The following is a 26,793-nucleotide window of genomic DNA, read 5'->3' as shown; positions in this document are numbered from 1 at the left end:
CTGTTCTCCAATCTTGTATTTAATCTTGTATTTATAGAGAGGCGCGTTCGTTACTTCTTCGCGGCGAACAGCGCGTCGAGCTTCTGCTCGAAGGTGTGGTAGTCGATGCGATCGTAAAGCTCCATGCGGGTTTGCATGGTGTCGATCACGTTCTGTTGGGTGCCGTCGCGACGGATCGCGGTGTAGACGTTCTCGGCGGCCTTGTTCATGGCGCGGAAGGCCGAGAGCGGGTACAGCACGATGGAAACATCGGCAGATTTCAACTGTTCGACGGTGTACAGCGGCGTTGCGCCGAACTCGGTAATGTTAGCCAGGATCGGCGCTTTCACCCGGGACGCGAACAGCTTGTACATCTCCAGTTCAGTGATGGCTTCCGGGAACACCATGTCGGCGCCCGCCTCGATGCAGGCGGCGGCACGCTCCAGCGCCGACTCCAGGCCCTCGACCGCCAGGGCATCGGTACGCGCCATGATCACGAAGCTGTCATCGGTGCGCGCATCCACGGCGGCCTTGATGCGGTCGACCATTTCCTGCTGGGACACGATTTCTTTGTTCGGACGATGCCCGCAACGCTTGGCGCCGACCTGGTCCTCGATGTGGATGGCGGCAGCGCCGAACTTGATCATCGACTTGACGGTACGCGCCACGTTGAACGCCGAGGAGCCGAAGCCAGTGTCCACGTCCACCAGCAAGGGCAGGTCGCACACGTCGGTGATGCGGCGCACGTCGGTCAGCACGTCGTCCAGGCCGGTAATGCCCAGGTCCGGTACGCCCAGGGAGCCGGCAGCCACCCCGCCACCCGACAGGTAGATCGCCTTGAAGCCCGCGCGCTTGGCCAGCAGCGCGTGGTTGGCGTTGATTGCGCCGACCACTTGCAAAGGCTGTTCGCTGGCAACCGCGTCACGGAAACGCTGGCCTGGAGTGGTGTTGTTATTGGAACTCATGACTCACCTCGCTGAGTGGCTGTCTGGGGAGCGCCGTCGGGAAAATGACGGGCGATATTGCGTTTGGATGCACCGATATGGCGGCGCATCAACAGTTCGGCCAGTTCACCGTCGCGATCGGCAATCGCGTCAAGAATGCGGTGATGCTCGGCAAAAGCCTGGCGTGGACGATTGGGGGTGGCGGAGAACTGGATGCGGTACATGCGCACCAACTGGTACAGCTCGCCGCAGAGCATTTGGGTCAGGGTGCGGTTACCGGCACCTTGAATGATCCGGTAGTGAAAATCGAAGTCGCCTTCCTGCTGGTAGTAGCCCAGGCCGGCCTGGAACGCCTCGTCGCGTTCATGGGTGTGCAGCACCTGACGCAGCTCTTCGATTTCCGCATCGGTCATGCGCTCGGCAGCCAGGCGGCAGGCCATGCCTTCGAGGGACTCGCGGATCTCATAGAGTTCGATCAGCTCGGCGTGGCTCAACGACACCACTCGCGCGCCCACATGGGGTACGCGCACCAGCAGGCGCTGGCCTTCCAGGCGGTGGATCGCCTCACGCAACGGGCCACGGCTGATGCCGTAGGTGCGCGCCAGCTCTGGCTCGGAGATCTTGCTGCCGGGGGCGATCTCGCCCTTGACGATGGCGGCCTGGATACGGCGGAAGACGTTTTCCGACATCGTCTGGGATTCGTCCGAGGGCACCACCGGGGCTTCCGCTTGCTCGAGCATATTGTCGACACCTTTAAAAGCAATGTGGCAAAAACTAGCCAATCAGCCCCAGATAGTCAAAGAATAAATGCACATTGTCGACAATCGTCTAATAACCAGCCCCGCACGCGCTTGGGGCATGGCCGCCTGCCAGCGCTGGCGTCAGAAAAGCATCATGTTAGAATGCCCGCCGCTTTTGCCTGACATCACTGGATGAAACGGCGCACGAGGGAGCTTGCGCAGCAATGCCAGTCGCCTTGAATTGAACATCGCACTGCACCGCCTCAGGATCTATGAGACTCAAGCCCTTCCTTCTGATATGCCTATTGTTCGTACCGGGACTTATGCCGGCGCTAAGCGTTGCCGCCGAAAAGACCGTGTATGGCCTCAACGAATACGCCAAGCTCGCCGGTATCGACCTGGAAGTCGCGGCCAAGCTCGACACCGGCGCCAAGACCGCCTCGCTCAGCGCCCGCGATATCAAGCGTTTCAAGCGCAACGGTGAATCCTGGGTACGCTTCTACCTGGCGATCGACGCCGCCCATTCCCACCCCATTGAGCGCCCCCTGGCCCGCGTCAGCAAGATCAAGCGTCGCGCCGGTGACTACGATCCCGATGAGGACAAGAACTACACCGCCCGTCCGGTGATTGCCCTGGATATCTGCATGGGCAGCGCTTTACGCAGCATCGAAGTGAACTTGACTGACCGCAGCGCCTTCCAATACCCACTGCTGATCGGCTCCGAAGCCCTGAAACGCTTTGATGCGCTGGTCGACCCCAGTCTTAAATACGCAGCAGGCAAACCCGCCTGCGCCGCCGACGCTCATACCGCCGAGTAAACCGAATGCGCTCTCTCACCCTGCACCTGAAAATCCTCATCACCCTCTTGGTGGTGCTCGGTATTTCGGTCACCGCCTACCAGATCTTCGTGCTGGGCATTCCTGTTACCGAGGACGCCACCGACGACTTGTGGAACATCGACGCCAAGGTCGAGTTCGTCGCCAACCCGAAAGACCCGGTGAAGATCCAGATGTTCGTGCCGCCCCTGAGCCGCGACTTCGTCAGCCTCAATGAGAGTTTCATCTCGAACAACTACGGGGTGAGCGTCAACCGCATCGATGGCAACCGCAAGGTCACCTGGTCGGCACGCCGCGCCAAGGGCAACCAGACCCTGTATTACCGCCTGGTGCTGACCAAGCGCTACAGCGGCGAGAAGGTCAAGATCAAGGGCCCGACCTTCCGCGACAGCATTGCCGTGGAAGGCCCGGAGAAAATCGCCGCCGAAGCCCTGCTGGCGCCGATCCGCCAGCACTCGGCCGACGTCGAGACCTTTATTACCGAAGCGATCAAGCGCACCAACAACCTCAACGACGACAACGTCAAGCTGCTGCTGGGCGGCGACCCGTCGACGCCGCACAAGGCCAAGATCGTCGAGCTGCTGCTGTCCATCGCCCACGTACCGGTGGAAAAGGTCCACACCATCCGCCTGGTCGCCGACCAGCCGCAAACCCCGGAACTGTGGCTGCGCAGCTTCAATGGCAATGACTGGCTGTACTTCAACCCGGAGACCGGCGAACAGGGCCTGCCCGCCGACCGCCTGCTGTGGTGGACCGGCGATGAAAACCTGATCACCGTCGATGGCGGCAAGAAAGCCGTGGTTACCTTCAGCCTGAACAACAGCGAAATGAACGCGATTCGCCTGGCCAAGCTGACCGACGAAAATACCGACGCCAACTTCCTCGAATACTCGCTGTATGGCCTGCCGCTGCAAACCCAGCAAACCTTCATGATCATGGTGATGATCCCGATCGGCGTGCTGGTGATCCTGATCCTGCGCAACCTGATCGGCCTGCAGACCCTGGGCACGTTCACCCCGGTGCTGATCGCGCTGGCGTTCCGCGAGACGCAGCTGGGCTTCGGGATTGTGCTGTTCACGATTATCACGGCATTGGGCTTGTCCCTGAGGTCGTACCTGGAACACTTGAAGCTGCAAATGCTGCCCAGGTTGTCGGTGGTGCTGACCTTCGTGGTGGTGCTGATCGCCGCCATCAGCCTGTTCAGCCATAAACTGGGCCTGGAGCGCGGCTTGTCGGTGGCGCTGTTCCCGATGGTGATCCTGACCATGACCATCGAACGCCTGTCGATCACCTGGGAAGAACGCGGCGCCAGCCATGCGATGAAAGTCGCGATCGGCACGCTGTTCGCCGCCTCCCTGGCACACATCATCATGAGCGTGCCGGAGCTGATTTACTTCGTATTCACCTTCCCGGCGATCCTGTTGATCCTGGTGGGCTTCATGCTGGCCATGGGTCGCTATCGCGGCTACCGCCTGACCGAACTGGTGCGGTTCAAGGCCTTCCTCAAGGCTGATTCGTAATGTTCGGCTTCTGGAAGACCTGGAAGGCCCTGGAAGCGCGAGGGATCATGGGCATCAACCGGCGTAACGCCGACTACGTGCTCAAGTACAACAAGCGCAGCCTGTACCCGATCGTGGATGACAAGATCATCACCAAGGAACGGGCCATGGCGGCCGGCATCCATGTGCCGGAAATGTACGGAGTGATTTCCACCGAGAAGGAAATCGACAAGCTCGACGCGATCATCGGTGGGCGCAGCGACTTCGTGATCAAGCCGGCCCAGGGCGCCGGCGGCGACGGCATCCTGGTCGTCGCCGACCGTTTTGAAGGGCGCTACCGCACAGTGTCCGGCAAGATCATCAGCCATGAGGAAATCGAGCACCAGATTTCCAGCATCCTCACCGGCCTGTACTCCTTGGGTGGCCATCGTGACCGCGCGCTGATCGAGTACCGCGTGGTCCCCGACCAGATTTTCAAGAGCATCAGCTACGAAGGCGTGCCGGATATCCGCATCATCGTCTTGATGGGCTACCCGGTGATGGCCATGTTGCGCTTGCCGACGCGTCAGTCCGGCGGCAAGGCCAACCTGCACCAGGGCGCGATTGGCGTGGGTGTCGACCTCGCCACCGGCCTGACCCTGCGCGGTACCTGGCTGAACAACATCATCACCAAGCACCCCGACACCACCAACGCGGTGGACGGTGTGCAACTGCCCAACTGGGACGGCTTCATGAAGCTCGCGGCCGGCTGCTACGAGCTGTGCGGGCTGGGTTATATCGGCGTGGACATGGTGCTGGACCAGGAGAAAGGCCCGCTGATCCTCGAACTGAACGCACGGCCGGGGCTGAATATCCAGATCGCCAACGACTGCGGCCTGACCCTGCGCACCCATGCCGTGGAGGCGCGCCTGGAAGCGCTGAAAGCGGCCGGTGTGACGGAAACCCCGGAAGAGCGGGTGGCGTTCGTACAGGAAATGTTCGGGCATATTCCGCCCGTCGAAGGCTGACGCGGCCTTACATCTGTCTATCCCCGACATCCCCCCTAGGAGCAAATCCTACGGGGGACTACAATCCCCTCCCCCACGCCAACAGCTGATCCACCCCCGCATGTCGACCTGCTCCGTACACCCGCTGCCCTACCGGGCCAACCCCGCCGAGTATTTTGCGGCGATTCGCCATGCGCCAGGCGCAGTCCTGCTGGACAGCGGCAGGCCCGTGGCCGAGCGCGGGCGTTATGACCTGCTCAGCGCCTGGCCGCAAGTGACACTAACGGTATCGCCTGGTGAAAGCGGCGCAGACTTCCTGCAGCGCCTGCGGGAAAGCCTGACCCAACTGGGTGAAGCGAGCATACCCGCTGGCTTGGAACTCCCGTTTGCTGGCGGCCTGATCGGCTACTTGAGCTACGACTTCGGCCGCCACCTGGAACAGATGCCGCACCTGGCCGCAGACGATTTGCACCTGCCGGATGCGCGTTTTGGCCTGTATGCCTGGGCGCTGATCAGTGATCACCAGGCGCGGACCAGCCAGTTGGTGTTTCACCCGGCGCTGGCAGTCAGCGAGCGGCAACGCTTGATCGCGGTGTTCAGTCATGGCGTTGTCGACGGAGCAGCCACGTTCAAGCTCCTGGGCCCCATGGCCCCTGACCTGACCGCCGAGGCATATCGCCAGGCGATCGTACGCATCCAGGATTACATCCAGGCCGGTGACTGCTACCAGGTCAACTTTGCCCAACGCTTTCGCGCACCGTGCCTCGGCGATCCGTGGGCGGCCTATTGCGCCCTGCGCGAAGCCTGCCCGACGCCGTTTTCCGGGTTCCAGAGCCTGCCGGATGATGGCGCGGTGCTGAGCCTGTCGCCGGAGCGGTTCGTGCGTATCAGCCAGCGCCAGGTCGAAACCCGCCCGATAAAAGGCACGCGCCCTCGCGGCTTGACCCCCGAAGCAGACGCGGCGAATGCCGCCGAACTGCTGGCCAGCCCCAAGGACCGCGCCGAAAACCTGATGATCGTCGACCTGCTGCGCAACGACCTCGGCCGCACCTGCCGCACCGGCTCGGTGAGCGTGCCGGAGCTGTTCAGCCTGGAAAGCTACCCCAACGTGCACCATCTGGTCAGCAGCGTCATCGGTGAATTGGCCGACGACAAAGATGCCTTGGACCTGATCGCCGGCAGCTTCCCCGGTGGCTCCATCACCGGCGCACCGAAGATCCGCGCGATGCAGATCATCGACGAACTGGAGCCGACGCGGCGCGGCTTGTATTGCGGTTCGCTGGTGTACCTGGATGTGCGCGGCGAGATGGACAGCTCCATCGCCATTCGCAGCTTGCTGGTCAAGGATGGTCAGGTGTGCTGCTGGGGCGGCGGCGGGATCGTCGCGGATTCGCAGTGGCAGGCGGAGTATCAGGAGTCGCTGACCAAGGTGCGGGTGTTGTTACAAACACTGGAAAGCCTGTAGCGCGCAGTTCCTTTCTGGCTCTCAGACGCAGAGCCGGGCAGTAGAAAAAACCTGAATCAGACCCGCAGTAGACGCAGTTGAACGTCGGAGGATAGCGTCCGGCGTCAACCGTCCACCCGCCGTCTGTGAAGGATCACATGAAGCGACTGCCTACCCTTCAGGAAATATTTCCGAGATTGCATCTCCTCTCAATCGCACCTACCATCTCCCAAATTGGGAGGTTGCAGCGATGCGGATAATCGCTCTATCGACCTTACGAATATTCTGGGAAAACCAACCCGCCTATATCGATGCAAAAGCGCCGCTTATTGAATTGTATCGGCATATGGAAAAGGCAATTTACCCGACGCCACAAGCACTCAAGGCAGAGCTCAGGACCGCGAGCATTCTCAAAGGTGGCAGGGTTGTATTCAACGTGGGCGGCAACAAATATCGAGTGATCATGGCGATCGATTACCAGCGACAGCTTGGGTTCATACGGTTCGTAGGAACTCATGCGCAATACGATCAGATCAATGCGGAGACCGTATGATGAACATCAAACCGATACATTCCCGAGAGGACCTGACCGCTGCGCTTGCGCGCGTGGAGCAGATATGGGGAGCGCAACCAGGCTCGCCAGAGGGTGATGAGCTGGAAGTCCTCGCAATACTCATCGAAAAATACGAGGCGCAGCACTATCCCATCCCCCCGTCAGACCCGGTGGAAGCGATTAAATTTCGCATGGAACAGCTAGGTATGACCGCCCGGGATCTTGAGCCTTTCATCGGGACGAGCGGACGTGTATCCGAAGTGCTGAATCACAAGCGCAAGCTGAGCTTGTCGATGATCAAGCGACTGCATGAAGGCTTGAGTATTCCTTATGAGCGATTGCTTGCAGAGGGCTGACAGGAACATAGGCAGTGGCTTTACCCGTCCCATCAGCCCGGCCGAAAAAATTAAAGGCTCAACAGCCGATTCGAAGCCTTGATGAACTCTTTCTTCAAATCTTCAAACGTATGCACCGCCGGGAATTGCGGGAATTCGCGGATCACATTCTCCGGCGCATGGAACAGAATCCCACGGTCGGCCTCACCCAGCATGCTGGTGTCGTTGTAGGAATCGCCGGCCGCGATCACGCGGTAGTACAGGCTCTTGAACGACAGTACCGACTGGCGCTTGGGGTCTTTCTGGCGCAGTTGGTAGCTGATCACACGGTCGCTGTCGTCGGTGATCAGGCGGTGGCACAGCAAGGTCGGAAAGCCCAACTGGCGCATCAACGGCTGGGAAAATTCGTAGAAGGTGTCGGACAGGATCACTACCTGGAAGCGCTCGCGCAGCCAGTTGACGAACTCGATGGCGCCTTCCAGCGGCTTGAGCGTGGCGATCACTTCCTGGATATCGGCCAGCTTGAGCCCGTGTTCATCGAGGATGCGCAGGCGTTGCTTCATCAGCACGTCGTAGTCGGGAATGTCCCGGGTGGTCGCCCGCAGGGATTCAATACCGGTTTTTTCAGCGAAGGCGATCCAGATTTCCGGAACCAGCACCCCTTCCAGGTCGAGACAGGCAATTTCCACAAGACACTCCTAGTTATATTGTTCAAGTCGAGCGAGCAAAAGGACTGCCGAACTCTAGCGATTCAAGCCCGCCGCCGCAACGCGGGACGGATTTTGATACCATCGCTCCCCTATAGAGCGCTCAGCGCCATTGACCTGTAGGAACCGTCCTGATGAACCAAGCCTTCGATGTCGTTGAACTCGCCGCGACTTATGCCAACAAGTCTGCCCAGGACATTCTCAAGCTGGCGTTCAGCCAGTTCGGTGATGACCTGTGGATTTCCTTCAGCGGTGCCGAGGATGTGGTGCTGGTGGACATGGCCTGGAAGCTGAACAAGAACGTCAAGGTGTTCAGCCTCGACACCGGCCGCCTGCACCCGGAGACCTACCGGTTTATCGAGCAGGTGCGCGAGTTCTACAAGATCGATATCGAACTGATCTCGCCGGACCAGAGCAAGCTGGAACCCTTCGTCAAAGAAAAAGGCCTGTTCAGCTTCTACAAGGACGGCCATGGCGAATGCTGCGGTGTCCGCAAGATCGAACCGCTACGCCGCAAACTCTCCGACGTGCGCGCCTGGGCCACCGGCCAGCGCCGCGACCAGAGCCCCGGCACCCGCAGCCAGGTGGCGGCGCTGGAAATCGACAGCGCCTTCTCCACCCCGGAACGCACCCTGTACAAGTTCAACCCGCTGGCGCAGATGACCAGCGAAGAGATCTGGGGGTACATCCGCATGCTGGAGCTGCCGTACAACAGCCTGCATGAGCGCGGGTTTATCAGCATCGGGTGTGAACCGTGCACCCGCCCTGTACTGCCGAACCAGCATGAGCGTGAAGGCCGCTGGTGGTGGGAGGAAGCCACGCAGAAGGAGTGCGGGCTGCACGCTGGGAATATCATCAGCAAGGCTTGAAGTTGATGCTGTAAAAAAATGCCCCCGATTGCGATGGATCAGTCAGCTCAATGGTTACTGACACTCCGCTATCGGGGGCAAGTCGAATCGTCGCACCGCCCCTCCCACATTTGGTTTGTGTTGAGCGTTAGAAATGTACACATACATGTAACCATTGGTGCCATTTATGTGTGCAATTTCTCTTCATGCGCACCATAACGTAACACCTCCCCCCTCCCCTCGGTTGGTCTGGCGAATCGCACGCTGACAACGCAAAAATAAATAGCTGTTCAATCGGTCAATTTATATTTCTTCAAATTCAGCCAGTTATTTAACTCACCTATAAAAACGAAATTAGCCAGGGCTTTCATAGATCCAAAACTGGCACGCATGTGGCTTAAGTGTAAATACGCTTTGTATACAATAAATACAAAACCTACATACACTTTGCAGTCTGCAGCTTCCCTGCAGATGTGCTGGAGCCTGCCGGAATGCGTACAAGTCTCTCGAACAACATCGCACTGGATCTGCCCTCCTCCGCCCTGAACCCCGAGGCTGCCGGCCCCGGCCCGCTGGTGCTCAGCCCGCGCCTGCACAACAAAGACCTGGCACCCACCAAGGTCGAAGGCCGACGCTGGGGGCGCTACAGCATCTTTGCGCTGTGGACCAACGACGTGCACAACATTGCCAACTATTCATTCGCCATCGGCTTATATGCGTTGGGCCTGGGTGGCTGGCAGATTTTGTTATCCCTGGGGATAGGCGCGGCGCTGGTGTACTTCTTCATGAACTTGTCGGGGTATATGGGCCAAAAGACCGGCGTGCCGTTTCCCGTGATCAGCCGCATCAGTTTCGGCATTCACGGGGCGCAGATTCCGGCGTTGATCCGGGCGGTGATCGCGATTGCCTGGTTTGGTATCCAGACCTACCTCGCATCGGTGGTTTTCCGCGTATTGCTGACGGCGATTCATCCGGGGTTCGGCGACTACGACCACAATTCGATCCTGGGTTTGTCGAGCCTGGGCTGGGTGTGCTTTGTGACCATCTGGTTCGTGCAACTGGTGATACTGGCCTACGGCATGGAAACGGTGCGTCGCTACGAAGGCTTCGCCGGGCCGGTCATTTTGCTGACCGTCGCGTCGCTGGCCGGGTGGATGTACTTCCAGGCCGACGGCCACATTGCATGGTCGATCCGCGAACCGCTGAGCGGCGGTGAGATGTGGCGCAATATCTTTGCCGGTGGTGCGCTGTGGCTGGCGATCTACGGCACGTTGATCCTCAACTTCTGCGACTTCGCGCGCTCGTCGCCGTGCCGCAAGACCATCCAGGTCGGCAACTTCTGGGGCCTGCCCGTGAATATCCTGGTGTTCGCCGCGATTACCGTGCTGCTCTGCGGCGGGCAGTTCCAGCTCAACGGCCAGGTGATCGAGAGCCCCACCGAAATCATCGCAGCCATCCCCAATACCTTCTTCCTGGTGCTGGGCTGCCTGGCGTTCCTGATCGTCACCGTGGCGGTGAACATCATGGCCAACTTCGTCGCGCCGGCTTTTGTGCTGAGCAACCTGGCGCCCAAGTACCTGAATTTCCGCCGCGCCGGTTTGATCAGCGCCGCCGTGGCGGTACTGATCCTGCCATGGAATCTCTACAACAGCCCGTTGGTGATCGTGTATTTCCTTTCCGGCCTGGGCGCGCTGCTGGGGCCGTTGTACGGGGTGATCATGGTCGATTACTGGCTGATTCGGAAAAGCCAGGTGGACGTGCCGCAGCTGTATAGCGAAGACCCGAATGGCGTTTATTACTACAGCCGTGGCGTGAATATGCGCGCGGTGGCAGCGTTCATTCCTGCGGCGGTGATCGCCATCCTGCTGGCGCTGCTGCCGGGCTTTGCCAGCGTCTCACCGTTTTCCTGGCTGTTTGGCGCCGGTATTGCAGGGTTGCTCTACCGGGTGATCGCCAAGCGCCAGCCGTTCTATGCCGATGTCAGCGGTGAAAGCATTGCAGTCGATAACGTCAGTCATTAAACAAGGACCTTCCATGCGCATCCTCGTGGTCAACGTCAACACCACCGAATCCATTACCGAAACCATCGCCCAACAAGCGCGGGCCGTGGCGTCGCCAGGCACCGAGATTGTCGGGCTCACCCCCTACTTCGGGGCTGAATCGGTGGAGGGCAATTTTGAAAGCTACCTGGCGGCCATCGCCGTCATGGACCGGGTGATGGCCTATGACCAGCCCTTCGATGCGGTGATCCAGGCCGGTTATGGCGAACATGGCCGCGAAGGCTTGCAGGAGTTGCTCGACGTGCCGGTGGTGGACATCACCGAAGCGGCGGCCAGCACGGCGATGTTCCTCGGCCATGCCTACTCCGTGGTGACCACCCTGGACCGTACGGTGCCGCTGATCGAGGACCGCCTGAAGCTGGCCGGGCTGTACCAACGCTGCGCCTCGGTGCGCGCCAGTGGCATGGCGGTGCTGGCGCTGGAAGAAGACCCATTGGCCGCCATGGAAGCCATCGTGCGCCAGGCAGAGCTGGCGATCCGCGAGGACAAGGCCGAAGTGATCTGCCTGGGCTGCGGCGGCATGGCCGGGCTGGATGAGCAGATTCGCCAACGCACCGGGGTGCCGGTGGTGGACGGGGTAACAGCAGCGGTGACCATTGCCGAATCCCTGGTGCGGTTGGGGTTGTCGACATCGAAGATCAGGACTTACGCGACACCACGGCCGAAGAAAGTCATTGGCTGGCCGACCCGGTTCGGCCACTGAAGATTAAAAGTGGGAGGGGCGCTGCTCCGTTTCAGATTGCGCTGAACTGCAGGCCCAGGCCCTGCCCCACAAACTGCTCGAGGATGAAATCCACAAACGCCCGGGTCTTGCCCGGCAGCAGTTTGTGTTCGGCGTAGTAGATGGAGATGTTGCCGTCATCGACGTACCAGTCGGGCAACACCCGCACCACCTCGCCACTGTGCAGAAACGGCACCGCCATCGGCATGCTTACCAGCGCGATACCCAGGCCTTGGGCGCTGGCACAGCAGGCGGCTTCGGAGTCACTCATGGTCATACCGGGCTTGAGCTGCAGCGGGCGCTGTTCGCGGGCCAGGCTGGTCAGTTGCCAGGAGCGCACGCGGCCGGTTTGCGGTGAGCGGATGAGAATGCCGCTGCACCGCGACAAGTCTTCGGGCAGCAAAACCGCTGGGCGTTGCGCCAGGTAATCCGGCGATGCCACCAGCACCCGATGGGCGGGGGCCAACTTGCGCGCCACCACGCCCTGGGGCAGTTCAAAACCACCGCCGATGGCGGCATCGAAGCCCTGGCCGATCAGGTCGACCTGGCGGTTATCGAAATGCCAGTCCGGGCGGATATCCGGAAAGCGCTGCATAAACGCCCCCAGCAGCGGCACCACATAGCGGTTGCCAAATACCGTGCCCATGCTGACCTTGAGCGTGCCCACCGGCCGCCCTTCGGCGCTGGCCAGGTTGGCCACGGCGTTCTGGATGGTGGTGAGGCTGCCGCTGACCTCTTCGAGGAACAGCTTGCCGGCTTCGGTCAAGGCCAGGCGGCGGGTGCTGCGCTGGAACAGACGCACACCGAGGCGCACTTCCAGTTTGGCGACGCTTTTTCCTACCGCTGCCGGGGTCAGGCTCAAGTGCCGGGCCGCTTCGGCAAAGCTGCCGCCTTCGGCGCTGCGCACAAAGCATTCGATACTTCCAAAGCTCTCCATATCGCCCACTCTAAACTTTTGGTTTACACAGACTATAGCAATCACCGTCTACCGGCATGGGCAGGCGAGGTCGATACTCGGTCCCATCAACAAGGCATACCGCCTTGGACCCTTTGGAGATCGACATGACCACCCACAACCTCAGCGGCAAAGTTGCCTTGATTCAAGGCGGTTCCCGTGGCATCGGCGCTGCCATCGTCAAGCGCCTGGCGGCGCAGGGCGCAGCCGTCGCATTTACCTACGTCAGCTCGGCCGCCAAGGCTGAGGAACTGCAAAACGATGTGATCCGCACAGGTGGCAAGGCCCTGGCGATCCATGCCGACAGTGCCGATGCGGCAGCGATTCGCAATGCCGTGAATGCCACCGTCAAAGCGTTTGGCCGCCTGGATATCCTGGTGAACAACGCTGGCGTACTGGCCATCGCACCGCTGGAAGACTTCAAGCTGGAAGACTTCGACCAGACGTTGGCGATCAACGTGCGCAGTGTGTTTATCGCGACCCAGGAAGCCGCCAAGCATATGGGCGAAGGTGGCCGGGTGATCAACATCGGCAGCACCAACGCCGAGCGCATGCCGTTTGGCGGGGGTGGGCCATACGCGATGAGCAAGGCCGCGCTGGTCGGTTTGACCAAAGGGTTGGCGAGAGACCTGGGGCCACGTGGGATCACCATCAATAATGTGCAACCGGGGCCGGTGGATACCGATATGAACCCGGCGAACAGCGAATTCGCCGAGAGCCTGATCGGGTTGATGGCGGTCGGGCGTTATGGGCATGTGGAAGAGATTGCCAGCTTTGTGGCGTATCTGGCCGGGCCTGAAGCCGGGTATATCACCGGTGCCAGCCTGACTATCGACGGTGGGTTCAGCGCCTGATTTTCTGAAGCCCTGCAAAACCAAATGAGGGAGAGGGAGCGACGATTCGACGTGTTCCCTCTTCTCAACAAAGTAACTTATTGATTCTTAAGTATTAAATCTTTCACTAAGCGACCGATTTTTGTGGCGAGCGGGCTTGTTGTGGTGAGCGGGCTTGCCCCGCGTTGGGCTGCGAAGCGGCCCCAATAAGGCTACCGCGTTTATCCAGGCATATTGAATCGCCAGGTTTTGGGGCTGCTTCGCAGCCCAACGCGGGGCAAGCCCGCTCGCCACAATAGCCCGCTCGCCACAGAGGCAGTGGGCCCTCCCACCGTTGATCGTGATGAATCAGGACATTGGCGGCAAGCCATAGGCCGCCAGGTCAAAGTCCGCGAGTTTGCGGATGATCTGGTCGGCGTGGTGGTACTTGCTGTCGGCCATGGCTTCATCAGGCACGGCGATGGCGGTCATGCGCGCGGCTTTTGCAGCGGTGACGCCGAACGGTGAGTCTTCGAACACCAGGCAGTCCTGTGGCGCGATACCCAGGCGGCGGGCGGCGGTGAGGAAGATGTCCGGCGCAGGTTTGGCGGCACCGACTTCCGGGTCGTCAGCGGTGACGATGGTGCCGAACAGGCTGAACCACTCGCGGTGCAGGGTGGTTTTATGGCCAAACGAATTGCGCGACGAACTGGTGCCCACGGCAATCGGAATATTGTGCGCCTTCAAGTGCCGCACCAACGCCTCGGCACCGGGCATGCCCAGGGCCCTGGGGAACCGCTCGCTCATCAGCGGTTCACGGATTTCGAGGAATTGCGCCGATGTGATCGGCAAGTCCAGCGCCTTGACCACGTAGTCGGCCAGGTCCTGGGCGCCTCGCCCGATGATGTGCTGCTTGATCCCCCAGTCATAGGTACGGCCGTAGCGTTCGGCGATGATCTGCGTCACTTCGGTGTAGATGCCTTCTGTATCCAGCAGCAAACCGTCCATATCGAAAATGACGGCCTTGATCGGAGCGGCGGTACGCGGTGCATTCATCACTACAGATCCTTGGGGGGAAGGACTAAAAGGATTCAGCACAATAACGGCCCCCCTTGCCAGCAGGCAACCCTTTAGACTGTGGGGCCCTCCTTTTGAAGTGCCCGTGATGCTCTACCGTCTGGCCGCCGACAGCCTGGTGCTGTTCCATCTGTCCTTCATTGTGTTCGTGCTGTTCGGCGGGTTGCTCGCCCTCAAGTGGCGTGGGGTGCTGTGGCTGCATGGACCTGCGGTCGCATGGGGCATTGCGGTGGAGGTGTTCCACCTGCCGTGTCCGCTGACCCGCTGGGAAAACCTGTTTCGCCACCTGGCCGGGCAAGACGGCTATGGCGGTGGCTTTATCGAGCATTACATCCTGACGCTGATCTACCCCGCCGGCCTGACGCCGAACATTCAACTGGTGTTGGGCGCTGTGGTGGTGCTGGTCAACCTTGCGGTGTATGTGCGCCTGACCAGGCGGGCGTAGGCAAGCAACCCAAGCCCTCCAATGTGGCCTCTACTGCCTGCTCCAGCGGGGTGTGGGGCTCGTGGCCGAGGGTCGCCAGCAGGCGCTGGTTATCCAGGCGCAACGGGGTGTGCCACAGGTAGCGCATCTCCTGCATCTCGCGCACGGTCACGACAAAGGGCATCGCCAACGTCAACAGCCACCAGGGGAACGCGCCGACCTGGGGTTGCTGGCCTGTCCGGCGCAACACCACGCGCTGGATCGCCTGGGTCATCTGCGTGCCATCCGTATCCACATGCCCGGCCATATGAAAACAGGCGAAGGCGTCGAGGGTCGCGCGGCGCTCGATCAACTCCAACACGGTACGCGCCACATCCGGCAGGTAGGCCCATTGATGGGCCACCCCAGGGGCACCGGGATAGCTGACGCGGCGTACGGGTTTGCCGGGTTTGACCAACCCTTGGGCAAACCAGTTATTGGCCAGCCGGGTCCCGAAAAAGTCACCGGCGCGCACGATCAACACCCGGGCGCCCTGCTGGGACGCCTCCCGTAAACGTTGCTCCAGCTGGACCCGGATCGCGCCCTTGCGAGTCTGCGGGTGCTGGGGCGAGTCTTCGTGCAACACGGGAAACGCATCCGGCCCGAAGTTGTAGACCGTACCGGGCAATACGATGGTGGCACCTTCAGCGATGGCGGCGGCAATGCTGTTGTCGATCATCGGCAGCACCTGCTCGGCCCAATGGCGGTAGCCCGGCGGGTTGACCCCATGGACGATCACCGCGCAACCACGGGCGGCCGCGATCACCGCCGCGCGATCAAGGGCATCGCCCTTGAGCCAGGTAAGGGCGGGATTCTGGCGACGGGCCTTGTCGACATCCCGGGTCAACGCACACACCTCCCAGCCCGCCGCGCTCAACTGCCGCGCCACTTCGCCGCCAATGCCACCGGTGGCACCCAATACCAGAACCTTGCTCATCATCCTCTCCCACAGTGGTTGGTGAGGCCATTGTGTGCGCGGCCCTGCTATAGATAAATTGCCGAAGACCATCCAGTCGCTATACATTTATGCATGGCATCAAGCATTGGATGGGAGCTTTACCGGTCGTTCCTCGGGGTACTCAAGGAGGGGTCGCTGTCAGGAGCCGCGCGGCTGCTTGGCATTACACAGCCCACGGTCGGTCGGCACATCGCTGCGCTGGAAAGTGCCCTGGGCGTGGTGCTGTTCACCCGCTCCCCCACGGGCTTACTGCCCACCGCGGTAGCCCACACCTTGCGCGCCCATGCCGAAACCATGGAGCGCACCGCCGCCGCCCTTGAGCGCGCCGCGTCATCCCAGGGCGACGAAGTGCGCGGCGTGGTGCGCGTGTCGGCCAGCGAAGTGGTCGGCGTGGAAGTGCTGCCGTCGATCATCACGCACTTGCGCCGGCAGCACCCGCATCTCAAGGTCGAACTGGTACTGACCAACCGCCTCAGCGACCTGCTGCAACTGGAAGCCGACATCGCCGTGCGCATGGTGCGCCCGAGCCAGGAACAACTGCTGGCACAGCGCATCGGCCTGATCGAAGTCGGCCTGCACGCCCGCGACGATTACCTGCAACAACACGGCATACCCCAGGTATTGAAAGACCTCACCGACCATTCGGTGATCGGCTACGACCAGGCCAACGCGTTTATCCGCAGCGTGGCCATCACCGGCTTCGAACGCAGCGACTTTGCCTTCAGCAGCGACAGCGACCTGGCCCAACTGGCCCTGATCCGCGCCGGCGCCGGTATCGGTGGATGCCAGGTGCAACTGGCCAAACGAGACCCGCGCTTGCGGCGCGTATTGCCGCAGGCCTTCGCGCTGAAACTCGACACCTGGGTGACCATGCATGAAGACCTGCGCAACAGCCCGCGCTGCCGGGTCACATTCGATGCGCTCGTGCAGGGTTTGCAGCGTTACGTACAGGATTGAGACAGCTTCACTGGTAAAGAATCAGACTCCCTCACTCCCTTCATAGACGCCCCCATGTCCGAAGCCTTCGAAGTCCCCAGCCCCCACGAAAAACACATCGAACACACCACTGAACATGCCCACGGACGTGGCGACAGTTTCGCCAGCCGCATCGCCGTGATGACCGCCCTGATGGCCACCTTGGGTGCCATGCTCAGCTACCAGGCCGGCTCCACCGAAAGCGAAGCGGCGATGGACAAGAACAACGCCGCCATCATCAAGACCGAAGCCGCCAACCAATGGAACTACTACCAGGCCAAATCCAGCCGGCAAAACCTGGCGGAACTGGCCACCCATATTCCTGGTGTGGACGCCGCGCACTACAAGGATGAGATCGAGCGCTACAGGAACCAGAAGGAAGAAGTGCGCAAGCAGGCCGAGAAACTCGAAGCGACCTCGAAAGCCTGGGATGAAAAATCCGAACAGGCGCTGCACCAGCATCACCGCTGGGCCCAGGCGATGACCGCGATCCAGATCGCGATCTCGTTGGCGGCGATCACGTTGTTGACGAGGAAAGAGTGGTTGAAGCGGCTGTCGTATACGGCAGCGGGTGTGGCGATGCTGCTGGGGAGCCTGGCCTGGTTGCATGTCTGAGGGGCATAAAAACCTTGCGAGTGCTGTCGCCCCCCTGTGGCGAGCGGGCCTGTTGTGGCGAGCGGGCTTGCCCCGCGTTGGGCTGCGAAGCAGCCCCAATAAGGCCACCGCGTTTATCCAGGCATATTAAATCGCCAGGTTTTGGGGCCGCTTCGCAGCCCAACGCGGGGCAAGCCCGCTCGCCACAACAGGCCCGATCACCACAATAAGCCCTCTCACTACAACAGGCCCGCCATACAAATTCGGTCGTTTTATGCTTGAGAAGATTACGGCCTCGTTGACGCTTGACTCATCAACCCCAGCAGGTGTTTTCGACAGAAAACGTCGTCGCACAGCCCCTTTGCGCTTTGGCTCTGCCTGCGAGTCGCTATATAGTTAAACGCATAACGCCTGATGCTATTCAACTCGAGGGAACACCGGTGTCCGCACAACCCAAAGAAGCCGTGGGCGCCGCCTACAGCATTGAATCCATGCGCTACGCCCAGGCCATGACCTGGCAAGCCATCGAACACCTTTCACAGCACATCCGCCCCGGCATGCTCGAGTCCCAAGCGCGTGAACTGGGCAAGCAAGTGCTCGCCGACCTGAACATGCAACGCATCTGGCACCCGCTGCTGGTGCGCTTCGGCGCCAACACCCTCAAGACCTTCAAGCAACGCTCCGAAGGCGACCCGGTGCTGGGCGACAACGATATCTTCTTCATCGACATGGGCGCCGTGTGGCAAGGCCACGAAGGTGACGCCGGCGCGACATTCGCCACCGGCACCGACCCGGACATGATCGCCTGCGCCAGCGCCGCCAAGGAGCTGTTCGACCGCGTACAATCGCGCTGGAAAAACGACCAGGTGGTCGGCCTCGAACTCTACCGCTACGCCGAAGAACAAGCGCGCGCCATGGGCTGGCGGTTGAACCTGGACATCAAGGGCCACCGTGTCAGCGACTTTCCCCACGCCATTCATCGTGGCGGCGACCTGGGTGATTTCGAGCACTGTCCGAATGCCGGGTTGTGGATTCTCGAGATCCAGATCGCCCACCCGACCCAACCCTACGGCGCCTTCTACGAAGACCTGCTCGCCTGACCCTTCAAGGAACAGAAATGGAACGCTCAACCGAATTTCCCGTGCTGTTGTTTTCCTACGGCACCTTGCAGGACAAAGCCGTACAACTGGCTAACTTCGGCCGCGAACTGAGCGGCCATCACGACGCCATGCTGGGCTACTCGCAACGCTGGGTAGAAATCACCGACCCGCACGTCCTGGCCACCAGTGGCAAGACCCATCATCCGATCGTGGCGCCGACCCTCGAGCAAGGCGCCAGCGTCGACGGGATGGTGTTCCAGATCACCGAGCAGGAGCTGGCGGCGGCGGATGCGTACGAAGTGTCGGACTACAAGCGGGTATCGGTGGCGCTGGCCTCGGGCCTCACCGCGTGGGTGTATGTGCAAGCCTGACGCAGGCGCTTTTATTTCAATCTGTTACAGGAGCGATTAAAGTGTCGCCCCCGAGAATTGAATCTCGGGATTCAGCCCATGGAGTTACTCAGTGAAGTACGTCAGTAAAGTGGTTGCAGCAGCTGTTCTCGGTTTCGCCCTCGCAGGTTGCACCGGCACCGCCATCAAATCCCCGCAGTACGACAGCAATCAATACACCGTGCTGGGCCACAGCGAAGCCAGCGCCACCGGCATCATGCTGTTCGGCGTCATCCCGATCGGCCAGAACAGCCGTTTCGTGCGTGCACAGGATGCTGCCATCAAGGCAAAAGGCGGCGACGCGCTGATCAACACACAAGTACAGGAAAAATGGTTCTGGGCTTGGGTGCTGAGCGGTTACACCACCAACATTTCCGGTGATGTGATCAAGCTGAAAAAAGCGCAATAAACCTCACGTTGCTGTATTCGCCCGGGATTTAACCCGAGTGAGCGACGTATCATGGGCCAACCTTCCGAGGATGGCCCATGAACCTCAGTATCGTCTACGCACTCGCCGCCGCCGCGCTGTTCGGCGCCAGCACCCCGCTCGCCAAAAGCCTCGGCCTGGGCCTCTCGCCCATCTTGCTCGCCGGCCTGCTCTACCTCGGCAGCGGTATTGGCCTGAGTGCCGTACGCCTCATCCGTGATCGCGGCTGGAAACCCACCGGCCTGACCGCACCTGAATGGCCCTGGCTGCTCGGTGCCATCGCATTCGGCGGCATCCTCGGCCCCGTGGCCCTGATGTTCGGCCTTACCCGCACCACCGGCTCGACGGCCTCCCTGATGCTCAACCTAGAATCGGTACTGACCGCCGTCATCGCCTGGCTGGTATTCCGGGAAAACGCGGATCGACGCATCGTCCTCGGCATGCTCGCCATCGTGCTGGGCGGCGTCGTGCTGTCATGGCCCGAAGGCGGCGGCGCAAGCCACGACTGGACCGGCCCGCTGGCAGTAGCCGTGGCCTGCCTGTGCTGGGGGATCGATAACAACCTGACGCGCAAGGTGTCGGCGTCGGACGCACTGTTTATCGCCGGCGCCAAGGGGTTGATGGCGGGCCTGGTCAATTGCAGCCTGGCGCTTTATCTCGGCGCGCAGCTACCCAGTGCCGCGCAACTGGGGCCGATCCTGTTGGTCGGCTTCCTGGGCTACGGCATCAGCCTGGTCCTGTTTGTACTGGCACTGCGCGGGCTCGGCAGCGCACGCACGGGGGCCTATTTCTCGACCGCGCCGTTCCTGGGCGCCGCGATTGCGCTGCTGGCGTTGGGGGAATCGGTGTCAACGGCCTTCTGGATAGCGTCCGCGCTGATGGCCGTAGGGGTGTGGCTGCACCTGACGGAGCGGCACGCCCATGAGCATCAACATGAAGCGACTGAGCACGGGCATTGGCATGTGCACGATGAACATCACCAGCATGAGCATGGGTTTGAGTGGGATGCGAAGGTGCCACATAGTCATGTGCATATGCATGGTGCGATGAAGCATAGCCATGCACATTTTCCGGATGTGCATCATCGGCATAGGCATTGAAGAGGGGTTGGGGGGCGTGTGATCGGCGGTCTTTTAAATATGAGTCACGTACCTGTCCCAGCGCTGTCCCAGATGACTTTTTTCAGACGCCAAAAACCACAACCCCCCGACTTTCTCTAGGAAAATCAGGGGTTTGTGTTTGTAGAATGTGGCGGTGAAGGAGAGATTCGAACTCTCGATACAATTTCTTGTATACACACTTTCCAGGCGTGCTCCTTAAGCCACTCGGACACTTCACCGTATCTCGTCAAACCAGTTCAGTCTGTCGAGGCGCGCTAATGTAGTCGAAAGCCTTTCTGATGGCAAAGGTTTTTTTCAGAATTTTCATGCGGTTAGGGGGTATGTCGGCGTGGGGGCGGCGCAGGAGGGTGATTGTGCCAATCTCAGGCACTGATCGCGAGGGTCTACCCTGGCTGCTGTGCCCTGCCCTAGGCCGTCTGCCGTCGGGTATACGGGAAAAGTCTGACTGGGTAGTCAGTCATGGTGCTTTACCAGGGCGGGCGTGGTGGGTAACGTCTGCTGCATACGTCTATAACAAATCCTACAAGGAACCGCGTCATGAGTGAGTTGATCTCCTACCACCTCGAAGACGGTATCGCCACACTGACCTTGAGCAACGGCAAGGTGAACGCCATTTCTCCAGCGGTGGTCAGCGCATTTAACGAAGCGCTGGATCAGGCAGAGAAAGACCGGGCGGTGGTGATCATCACCGGTACACCGGGGATTTTGTCGGGTGGCTATGATTTGAAGGTGATGACGGCCGGCCCTAAAGAGGCTATCAGCCTGGTGACGTCGGGCTCGACGCTGGCACGTCGCCTGTTGTCGCACCCGTTCCCGGTGATCGTCGCTTGCCCAGGCCATGCGGTGGCCAAGGGCGCGTTCCTGCTGTTGTCGGTGGATTATCGGATTGGTGTCGAGGGCCCGTTCAGTATCGGCCTGAATGAGGTGGCGATCGGCATGACCATGCACCATGCGGGTATCGAACTGGCGCGGGATCGTCTGCGTAAGTCGGCGTTTCATCGCTCGGTGATCAATGCCGAGATGTTTGACCCGCAGGGCGCGTTGCAGGCCGGCTTCCTCGATAAGGTGGTGGCGCCGGAGGAGTTGCACGCAGCGGCGCTGGAAGCCGCACGGCAGTTGAAGAAGCTCAATATGAACGCGCACAAGCACACCAAGTTGAAAGTGCGCAGTGGGCTGCTGGAAGCCTTGGACGATGCCATCATCCAGGATCAGGGCCATATCCTCAGCTAATCGCCTACACATGCTGCACCAAAGCCCGACCTTGAGTCGGGCTTTTTCTTACAGGCATATCCGAATCATCCCTCACCGCTCTAGACAGGCTCTGTCAGCACTTGTTGAAACATGTACTTAAACATCGCCTATCTCCTTCCTATTTAGGCGCAATTGCCGAATTCAGTGCACATCCGTACACTGCGCCCACTTTTGTCTCGATGAGCCGTATCGATGCTTTTTCTGTTGCGTATGTTGTTGATGGGCCTGCACTTTATTGCCGCCGGTGGGCTGGGCGTGCTGGTGGGAATCTGCCGGCCGTTCAACCCGGACAACAGCCGCCTGTGTGCCCGCCTGTATGCACTGCCGGCCATGTGGATCTTGCGCCTGAACGTGAAGGCCGACGTGGACTCGTTGCGCAACAAGCCCGGTACGTGCGTGATCATCGCCAACCACCAGTCCAACTATGACTTGTTTGTGCTCGGCACCGTGGTGCCGCACCGCACGGTGTGCATCGCCAAGAAAAGCCTGAAATGGGTGCCGTTGTTCGGCCAGTTGTTCTGGCTGGCGGGCAATGTGCTGATCGACCGGGGCAATGCATACAAGGCACGCCGGGCGATGCTGACCACCACCCATACCTTGCAGCACAAGGACACGTCGATCTGGGTATTCCCGGAAGGCACGCGCAATCTGGGCAGTGGCCTGATGCCGTTCAAGAAGGGCGCGTTTCATATGGCGGTGGCCGCGGGTGTGCCAATCGTGCAGGTGTGCGTGAGCAATTACGTCACCCATATGCGGCTGAACCGCTGGAACAGCGGTGATGTACTCATACGCTCATTGCCGCCGATTCCTACCATCGGCCTGACTTCGGATGACATCCCGGCATTGATGCAGGCGTGTCATGCGCAGATGGATGAGTGCATCAAGGCAATGGACCTGGAACTGCAAAGTGCCGCAACAATAGAACTCGCTTCAAGCTAAGCTGCCCAACACCTGTCCTCCTAATAAGAAGTGATCAGCATCATGGGTAGAGTTGTTGCGGCCGCTGTGTACAGCGCCGGAAAGAAAGTTACTGATATCACCCTTGACGAAGGCGCGGCCTGGGCCGCCAAACCCGGTCACTTTGTGTGGATCGGCCTGGAAGAACCCAACGCCCAGGAGCTGGCCAACCTGCAACGCCAGTTCAACCTGCATGAGCTGGCCATCGAAGACGCCCTGGAAAAACACAGCCGCCCGAAGCTGGAAACGTTTGGCGACGCGCTGTTTATCGTCACTTACTCACCGGTGCGCGAGAACGGCAAGCTGGTGTTTATCGAGACCCATATCTTCGCCGGCAACGGCTACATCATCACGGCGCGCAACGGCCATTCAGCGTCCTACGGTTTTGTGCGCCAACGCTGTGAGGCGCGGCCGTTATTGCTGGAGCATGGGGAGGATTTTGTCCTCTATGCCCTGCTGGATTTCGTCACCGAAAACTACCAGCCAGTGAGCGAGGCGATCCACGCCGAGATCGATGAGCTGGAGCGCAACGTGCTGTGCAGCTCGCTGAGTGAGCGCGATATCCAGAACCTTCACGGCCTGCGTCGTGATGTGTTGCGGCTCAAGCGCTATGTGGCGCCGATGGTGGAGATCAGCCAGGAATTGCAGAAGTTGAGCTTCCCGTTTATCGACAAGAACATGCGCCCGTATTTCCGTGACGTGCAGATCCACGTGACGCGGCAGATGGAAGACCTCACCACCCTGCGCGACATTGCCAGCCAGACCATCGAGATCGGGGTGTTGCTGGAAGCGTCGCGCCAGAGTGTGGTGCAACGCAAGTTCGCCGCGTGGGCAGCGATCCTGGCGTTCCCCACGGCGGTCGCGGGGATCTATGGGATGAACTTCCAGAACATGCCCGAGCTGCAGTGGCACTACGGCTATTTCGGGGTGTTGGGGTTCATCGCTTTAGGCTGTACCGGACTGTGGGCCAGCTTCAAGCGCTCGGGCTGGCTTTGACCTTGGCCTCGGGCTTGTGTGCCACAAAGCGCATCATCCATTCCGCCACGGTGACGCCGTGGTGGTCGCGTTCGAGGCTGGCCACGCCGTTGGTGTAGACCTTTTCGCCCAAGGTTGTCTGAAGTATCTCCAGCAGTTCGCGGGAATAGTCGTGGACAAATTCCGGGTGTCCCTGGAAGCACAGCACCTGGTCGCCGATGTGATACGCGGCGAACGGGCAAAAATCGCTGGAGGCAATGACCGTGGCATTTTCCGGCAAGGTGGTGACCTGATCCTGATGGCTGATCAATAGCGTCAGTTCAGGCACCTCCGGGCTCATCCAAGGGGCCTTGGCGTCGAGCTTGTAGTCGTGGATGCCCATGCCCCAGCCCTGGCCGGCGCGCTCGGTCTTGCCGCCCAACAGCAGCGCCAGCAATTGGTGACCGAAGCAGATGCCCAGCAACTTGTCGCCGCGCTGGTAGCGTTCGAGCAGGTAGGTCTTGAGGGTCTGGATCCAAGGGTCGGTACCGAAGGAGTCGGCTTTGCTACCGGTCACCAGGTAGGCGTCGAACACTTCGTCGTCCGAGGGGTATTCACCCTGCACCACGTTGTACACGACAAATTCGGCGGGAATCGGCTGCTTGGAGAACAGGCGCTTGAACATCTGCCCGTAACCTTGGTACTGATCGATCAAGCCTGGACGCAGGATATCGGTTTCCAGGATGCAGACGCGTAGCGACATAAAAAATACCTGACACGGCGATGGGAATATTGAACACCCCAAGAGCCTGCCTTGAAATACCCCTCCAAGGCAAGCCCCGCAGGATGCTCTTTGTGGGAGAGGGGCTGGCTCCCGGCAGCGGTGATCCAGCCACTGTATTCTGTGACTGATGCTCCGCTATCGGGGTGTAGCCCCCTCCCACAGGTTGATCACCGAAATACTTCACCCCGCGCCGCTTTCTCCAGCAGCAACGCCGGCGGCGTAAAGCGTTCACCATATTGCTCGGCCAGGTAGCGCGACCGCGCGATGAAGTCGTTCAAGCCGTACTGATTGATAAACTGCAACGCGCCCCCGCTCCACGCCGCAAAGCCAATCCCGAAGATTGACCCCACGTTGGCGTCCGCGGTGGACATCAACACGCCCTCCTCCACGCATCGCACGGTCTCGATGGCCTGGATAAACAGCAAACGGTCGCGCACATCCTGCGCTGGAATCTGCTGGTCGGCTCGCTCAAAGCGCGCCTTCAACTCAGGCCACAAATGCTTCTGCCCGCCCGCCGGGTACTCGTAGAAACCGCCCCCCGCCGCCTTGCCCGCGCGTTTGTACTCGTTGACCAGCAGATCAATCACCACCGTCGCCGGATGGGTCGGCACGGTTTTACCTTCGGCTTGCAGGTCCTTGGCGGTTTGCTGTCGGATATGGCTCATCAGGCTGAGGGATACCTCGTCGGACACCGCCAGTGGCCCCACCGGCATGCCCGCCTTGCGCGCTTCGGTCTCGATCATCGGCGCGGCCACGCCTTCGCCGAGCATGGCGATGCCTTCGTTGGTAAAGGTGCCGAACACCCGCGAGGTGAAGAAGCCGCGGCTGTCGTTGACCACAATCGGGGTTTTCTTGATTTGCAGGACGAAGTCGAAACCACGGGCCAGGGTTTCTTCCGAGGTATGGGCGCCCTTGATGATCTCCACCAACGGCATCTTGTCCACCGGGCTGAAGAAGTGCAGGCCGATAAACTTGCCTGGGTCGGGCACGGCCGTGGCCAGGCCGCTGATGGGCAAGGTGGAGGTGTTGGAAGCGATCACCGCGTCGCTGCCGACCACGCGGTGCGCAGCGGCGCTGACCTTGGCCTTGAGGTCGCGGTCTTCGAACACCGCTTCAATGATCAGGTCGCAACCGCCCAGGTCGGCGTCATCCTGGGTTGGATGAATGCGCGCCAAGATGCTTTCCCGCTGCCCGGCGGTCAATTGCCCACGGCTGACCTTCTTGTCCAACAACGCAGCCGTGTGCGCCTTGCCCTTTTCGGCGGCGGCCAGGCTGATGTCCTTGAGCACCACGTCAATGCCTGCGCTGGCGCTGACGTAGGCGATCCCCGCCCCCATCATGCCGGCGCCCAGCACGCCGACCTTGCGTGTCACATAGGTGGCAAACCCTTGGGGCCGCGAACGGCCGGCGTTGATTTCATTGAGCTGGAACCAGAAGGTGCCGATCATGTTCTTCGCCACTTGCCCGGTGACCAGCTCGGTGAAGTAGCGGGTTTCGATCAGGTGCGCGGTGTCGAAATCCACCTGGGCACCCTCCACGGAGGCACTGAGAATGTTCTCCGGAGCCGGGAAGCAGCCGTTGGTTTTACTGCGCAGGATCGACGGTGCGATGGCGAGCATTTGCGCGACTTTCGGGTTTGACGGCGTACCACCAGGGATCTGGAAAGTCTTGGTGTCCCAAGGCTGTTTCGCCTCAGGGTTGGCGAGAATCCAGGCGCGGGACTTGGCCAGCAGCTCATCGAGATCCGCCGCGAGTTCATCGATCAAGCCGGCTTGCAGCGCCTGTTGCGGCGGCACTTTCTTGCCTTCGAGCAAATACGGCAGGGCCTTTTCCAACCCCAGCATGCGCACCATGCGCACCACCCCGCCGCCGCCCGGCAACAGGCCCAGGGTGACTTCCGGCAGCCCCAGTTGCACCGACGGGTTATCCAGCGCGACCCGATGATGGCAGGCCAGGCAGATCTCCCAGCCACCGCCAAGGGCCGCGCCGTTGATCGCGGCCACCACGGGTTTGCCGAGGGTTTCCAGACGGCGCAGTTGCGCCTTCAACACCAGCACGCTGTCGTAGAAATCCTTGGCGTGGGCCTTGTCGACCTTGATCAGTTCATTGAGGTCGCCACCGGCGAAGAATGTCTTCTTCGCCGACGTGACGATCACGCCGGCAAGCGTGTGCTTTTCCGCTTCCAGGCGCGCAACGGTGGCTGCCATGGCCTCACGGTACACGGCGTTCATGGTGTTGGCGCTCTGGCCGGGCATATCGAGGGTGAGCACCGCGATCTGGTCCTGGCCTTTTTCGTATCGGATAGCTTGGGTCATGACAATTCC

General features: G+C 60.6%; 28 protein-coding genes and 1 tRNA gene. 20 read left to right on the top strand and 9 right to left on the bottom strand.

All coding sequences use genetic code 11. The annotated features are described in order from the left end of the window. Window positions 1-50: 50 nt before the first annotated feature. Together prpB and AC1Q6I_RS02950 are read right to left on the bottom strand one after the other, a co-directional pair. Window positions 51-944 (bottom strand): methylisocitrate lyase, encoded by an 894-nt coding sequence (gene prpB, locus AC1Q6I_RS02955; protein ID WP_024076891.1) that lies wholly within the window; start codon window positions 942-944, stop codon window positions 51-53. Then, entirely contained in the window at window positions 941-1,663 is a 723-nt protein-coding gene (locus tag AC1Q6I_RS02950; protein ID WP_024076892.1) for a GntR family transcriptional regulator, read from the bottom strand. The genes prpB and AC1Q6I_RS02950 overlap by 4 nt, the downstream gene beginning before the upstream one ends. 272 nt (window positions 1,664-1,935) lie before the next feature. Here AC1Q6I_RS02950 and rloA point away from each other — a divergent pair, with 272 nt between their 5' ends. The 6 genes from rloA to AC1Q6I_RS02920 all read left to right on the top strand — a co-directional run bounded on the left by rloA (window position 1,936) and on the right by AC1Q6I_RS02920 (window position 7,337). Then, complete coding sequence (gene rloA, locus AC1Q6I_RS02945; RefSeq protein ID WP_102625418.1) at window positions 1,936-2,481, top strand: retropepsin-like aspartic peptidase RloA; 546 nt, start codon at window positions 1,936-1,938, stop codon at window positions 2,479-2,481. Between the two features lie 5 nt (window positions 2,482-2,486). Further along, complete coding sequence (gene rloB / locus AC1Q6I_RS02940; RefSeq protein ID WP_024076894.1) at window positions 2,487-4,019, top strand: osmotic stress tolerance membrane protein RloB; 1,533 nt, start codon at window positions 2,487-2,489, stop codon at window positions 4,017-4,019. Continuing rightward, window positions 4,019-5,005 carry an alpha-L-glutamate ligase-like protein gene (locus AC1Q6I_RS02935; protein ID WP_024076895.1) on the top strand — a complete coding sequence of 329 codons (987 nt, stop codon included), beginning with the start codon at window positions 4,019-4,021 and terminating at the stop codon, window positions 5,003-5,005. Before rloB ends, AC1Q6I_RS02935 begins: the two co-directional genes overlap by 1 nt. A 100-nt stretch (window positions 5,006-5,105) precedes the next feature. Continuing rightward, on the top strand, window positions 5,106-6,449 hold the full coding sequence (gene pabB, locus AC1Q6I_RS02930; protein WP_024076896.1) for an aminodeoxychorismate synthase component I: 1,344 nt from the start codon (window positions 5,106-5,108) through the stop codon (window positions 6,447-6,449). 229 nt (window positions 6,450-6,678) lie between these two features. After that, window positions 6,679-6,981 carry a type II toxin-antitoxin system HigB family toxin gene (locus tag AC1Q6I_RS02925; protein ID WP_024076897.1) on the top strand — a complete coding sequence of 101 codons (303 nt, stop codon included), beginning with the start codon at window positions 6,679-6,681 and terminating at the stop codon, window positions 6,979-6,981. After that, window positions 6,981-7,337 carry a helix-turn-helix domain-containing protein gene (locus tag AC1Q6I_RS02920; RefSeq protein ID WP_069077441.1) on the top strand — a complete coding sequence of 119 codons (357 nt, stop codon included), beginning with the start codon at window positions 6,981-6,983 and terminating at the stop codon, window positions 7,335-7,337. The genes AC1Q6I_RS02925 and AC1Q6I_RS02920 overlap by 1 nt, the downstream gene beginning before the upstream one ends. Before the next feature lie 50 nt (window positions 7,338-7,387). On the opposite strand, the gene thrH is transcribed toward AC1Q6I_RS02920, so the two are convergent. Next, entirely contained in the window at window positions 7,388-8,005 is a 618-nt protein-coding gene (gene thrH / locus AC1Q6I_RS02915; protein ID WP_024076899.1) for a bifunctional phosphoserine phosphatase/homoserine phosphotransferase ThrH, read from the bottom strand. Between the two features lie 152 nt (window positions 8,006-8,157). Between thrH and AC1Q6I_RS02910 the strand changes: the two genes are divergently transcribed. The 3 genes from AC1Q6I_RS02910 to AC1Q6I_RS02900 all read left to right on the top strand — a co-directional run bounded on the left by AC1Q6I_RS02910 (window position 8,158) and on the right by AC1Q6I_RS02900 (window position 11,634). After that, window positions 8,158-8,892, top strand: coding sequence for a phosphoadenylyl-sulfate reductase (locus AC1Q6I_RS02910; protein WP_024076900.1), 735 nt, complete (start codon window positions 8,158-8,160; stop codon window positions 8,890-8,892). A gap of 470 nt (window positions 8,893-9,362) precedes the next feature. Next, a complete protein-coding gene (locus AC1Q6I_RS02905; RefSeq protein WP_024076901.1) occupies window positions 9,363-10,892 on the top strand; it encodes an NCS1 family nucleobase:cation symporter-1 in 1,530 nt (509 codons plus the stop codon). A 13-nt stretch (window positions 10,893-10,905) separates the two neighbouring features. Next, window positions 10,906-11,634, top strand: coding sequence for an aspartate/glutamate racemase family protein (locus tag AC1Q6I_RS02900; protein ID WP_102625417.1), 729 nt, complete (start codon window positions 10,906-10,908; stop codon window positions 11,632-11,634). A gap of 31 nt (window positions 11,635-11,665) precedes the next feature. Here AC1Q6I_RS02900 and AC1Q6I_RS02895 read toward each other — a convergent pair whose 3' ends face one another. Beyond that, window positions 11,666-12,589: a LysR family transcriptional regulator gene (locus AC1Q6I_RS02895; RefSeq protein ID WP_024076903.1), complete on the bottom strand. Its 924-nt coding sequence runs from the start codon at window positions 12,587-12,589 to the stop codon at window positions 11,666-11,668. 125 nt (window positions 12,590-12,714) lie between these two features. Here AC1Q6I_RS02895 and AC1Q6I_RS02890 point away from each other — a divergent pair, with 125 nt between their 5' ends. After that, window positions 12,715-13,461: a 3-oxoacyl-ACP reductase family protein gene (locus AC1Q6I_RS02890; protein WP_102625416.1), complete on the top strand. Its 747-nt coding sequence runs from the start codon at window positions 12,715-12,717 to the stop codon at window positions 13,459-13,461. A gap of 327 nt (window positions 13,462-13,788) precedes the next feature. Here the strand turns inward: AC1Q6I_RS02890 and AC1Q6I_RS02885 are convergent, their stop codons facing one another. Then, complete coding sequence (locus AC1Q6I_RS02885) at window positions 13,789-14,475, bottom strand: HAD-IA family hydrolase (RefSeq protein WP_024076905.1); 687 nt, start codon at window positions 14,473-14,475, stop codon at window positions 13,789-13,791. 109 nt (window positions 14,476-14,584) lie between these two features. On the opposite strand from AC1Q6I_RS02885, the gene AC1Q6I_RS02880 reads away from it, so the two are divergent. Further along, window positions 14,585-14,941 carry a DUF2784 domain-containing protein gene (locus AC1Q6I_RS02880; protein ID WP_024076906.1) on the top strand — a complete coding sequence of 119 codons (357 nt, stop codon included), beginning with the start codon at window positions 14,585-14,587 and terminating at the stop codon, window positions 14,939-14,941. On the opposite strand, the gene AC1Q6I_RS02875 is transcribed toward AC1Q6I_RS02880, so the two are convergent. Beyond that, window positions 14,901-15,896: an NAD-dependent epimerase/dehydratase family protein gene (locus AC1Q6I_RS02875; RefSeq protein ID WP_102625770.1), complete on the bottom strand. Its 996-nt coding sequence runs from the start codon at window positions 15,894-15,896 to the stop codon at window positions 14,901-14,903. The genes AC1Q6I_RS02880 and AC1Q6I_RS02875 overlap by 41 nt on opposite strands. 93 nt (window positions 15,897-15,989) lie before the next feature. On the opposite strand from AC1Q6I_RS02875, the gene AC1Q6I_RS02870 reads away from it, so the two are divergent. The 6 genes from AC1Q6I_RS02870 to AC1Q6I_RS02845 all read left to right on the top strand — a co-directional run bounded on the left by AC1Q6I_RS02870 (window position 15,990) and on the right by AC1Q6I_RS02845 (window position 20,502). After that, on the top strand, window positions 15,990-16,874 hold the full coding sequence (locus AC1Q6I_RS02870; protein WP_024076908.1) for a LysR family transcriptional regulator: 885 nt from the start codon (window positions 15,990-15,992) through the stop codon (window positions 16,872-16,874). Window positions 16,875-16,928: 54 nt separating this feature from the next. Further along, a complete protein-coding gene (locus AC1Q6I_RS02865; RefSeq protein ID WP_024076909.1) occupies window positions 16,929-17,507 on the top strand; it encodes a DUF4337 domain-containing protein in 579 nt (192 codons plus the stop codon). A 419-nt stretch (window positions 17,508-17,926) separates the two neighbouring features. Further along, window positions 17,927-18,586: a M24 family metallopeptidase gene (locus tag AC1Q6I_RS02860; RefSeq protein ID WP_102623734.1), complete on the top strand. Its 660-nt coding sequence runs from the start codon at window positions 17,927-17,929 to the stop codon at window positions 18,584-18,586. Between the two features lie 17 nt (window positions 18,587-18,603). Continuing rightward, the gene (locus AC1Q6I_RS02855) at window positions 18,604-18,957 is read left to right on the top strand and encodes a gamma-glutamylcyclotransferase family protein (protein WP_024076911.1); all 354 of its coding nucleotides are present in this window, start codon (window positions 18,604-18,606) and stop codon (window positions 18,955-18,957) included. Between the two features lie 91 nt (window positions 18,958-19,048). Further along, window positions 19,049-19,384, top strand: a complete 336-nt coding sequence (locus tag AC1Q6I_RS02850) for a hypothetical protein (protein WP_024076912.1) — start codon at window positions 19,049-19,051, stop codon at window positions 19,382-19,384. 77 nt (window positions 19,385-19,461) lie between these two features. Beyond that, window positions 19,462-20,502 (top strand): DMT family transporter, encoded by a 1,041-nt coding sequence (locus AC1Q6I_RS02845; protein ID WP_102623735.1) that lies wholly within the window; start codon window positions 19,462-19,464, stop codon window positions 20,500-20,502. A 149-nt stretch (window positions 20,503-20,651) separates the two neighbouring features. Here the strand turns inward: AC1Q6I_RS02845 and AC1Q6I_RS02840 are convergent. Next, a tRNA-Ser gene (locus AC1Q6I_RS02840) sits at window positions 20,652-20,741 on the bottom strand. Window positions 20,742-21,060: 319 nt separating this feature from the next. On the opposite strand from AC1Q6I_RS02840, the gene AC1Q6I_RS02835 reads away from it, so the two are divergent. The 3 genes from AC1Q6I_RS02835 to AC1Q6I_RS02825 all read left to right on the top strand — a co-directional run bounded on the left by AC1Q6I_RS02835 (window position 21,061) and on the right by AC1Q6I_RS02825 (window position 23,727). Beyond that, window positions 21,061-21,753, top strand: a complete 693-nt coding sequence (locus AC1Q6I_RS02835; RefSeq protein WP_024076915.1) for a crotonase/enoyl-CoA hydratase family protein — start codon at window positions 21,061-21,063, stop codon at window positions 21,751-21,753. A gap of 213 nt (window positions 21,754-21,966) precedes the next feature. Next, window positions 21,967-22,713, top strand: a complete 747-nt coding sequence (locus AC1Q6I_RS02830) for a lysophospholipid acyltransferase family protein (RefSeq protein WP_024076916.1) — start codon at window positions 21,967-21,969, stop codon at window positions 22,711-22,713. Between the two features lie 42 nt (window positions 22,714-22,755). Beyond that, window positions 22,756-23,727, top strand: a complete 972-nt coding sequence (locus AC1Q6I_RS02825; RefSeq protein ID WP_041161284.1) for a magnesium and cobalt transport protein CorA — start codon at window positions 22,756-22,758, stop codon at window positions 23,725-23,727. Here AC1Q6I_RS02825 and AC1Q6I_RS02820 read toward each other — a convergent pair. Together AC1Q6I_RS02820 and AC1Q6I_RS02815 are read right to left on the bottom strand one after the other, a co-directional pair. Next, entirely contained in the window at window positions 23,705-24,448 is a 744-nt protein-coding gene (locus AC1Q6I_RS02820) for an amidotransferase (RefSeq protein WP_024076918.1), read from the bottom strand. The two genes, AC1Q6I_RS02825 and AC1Q6I_RS02820, sit on opposite strands and share 23 nt — an antisense overlap. Before the next feature lie 188 nt (window positions 24,449-24,636). Continuing rightward, entirely contained in the window at window positions 24,637-26,784 is a 2,148-nt protein-coding gene (locus AC1Q6I_RS02815; RefSeq protein ID WP_102625466.1) for a 3-hydroxyacyl-CoA dehydrogenase NAD-binding domain-containing protein, read from the bottom strand. Window positions 26,785-26,793 lie beyond the last annotated feature (9 nt).

It is taken from the genome of Pseudomonas sp. MPR-R2A5 (assembly GCF_058793055.1).
Note: the sequence above shows the minus strand (reverse complement) of the source record. Positions and strands in the feature narration are given on the sequence as shown.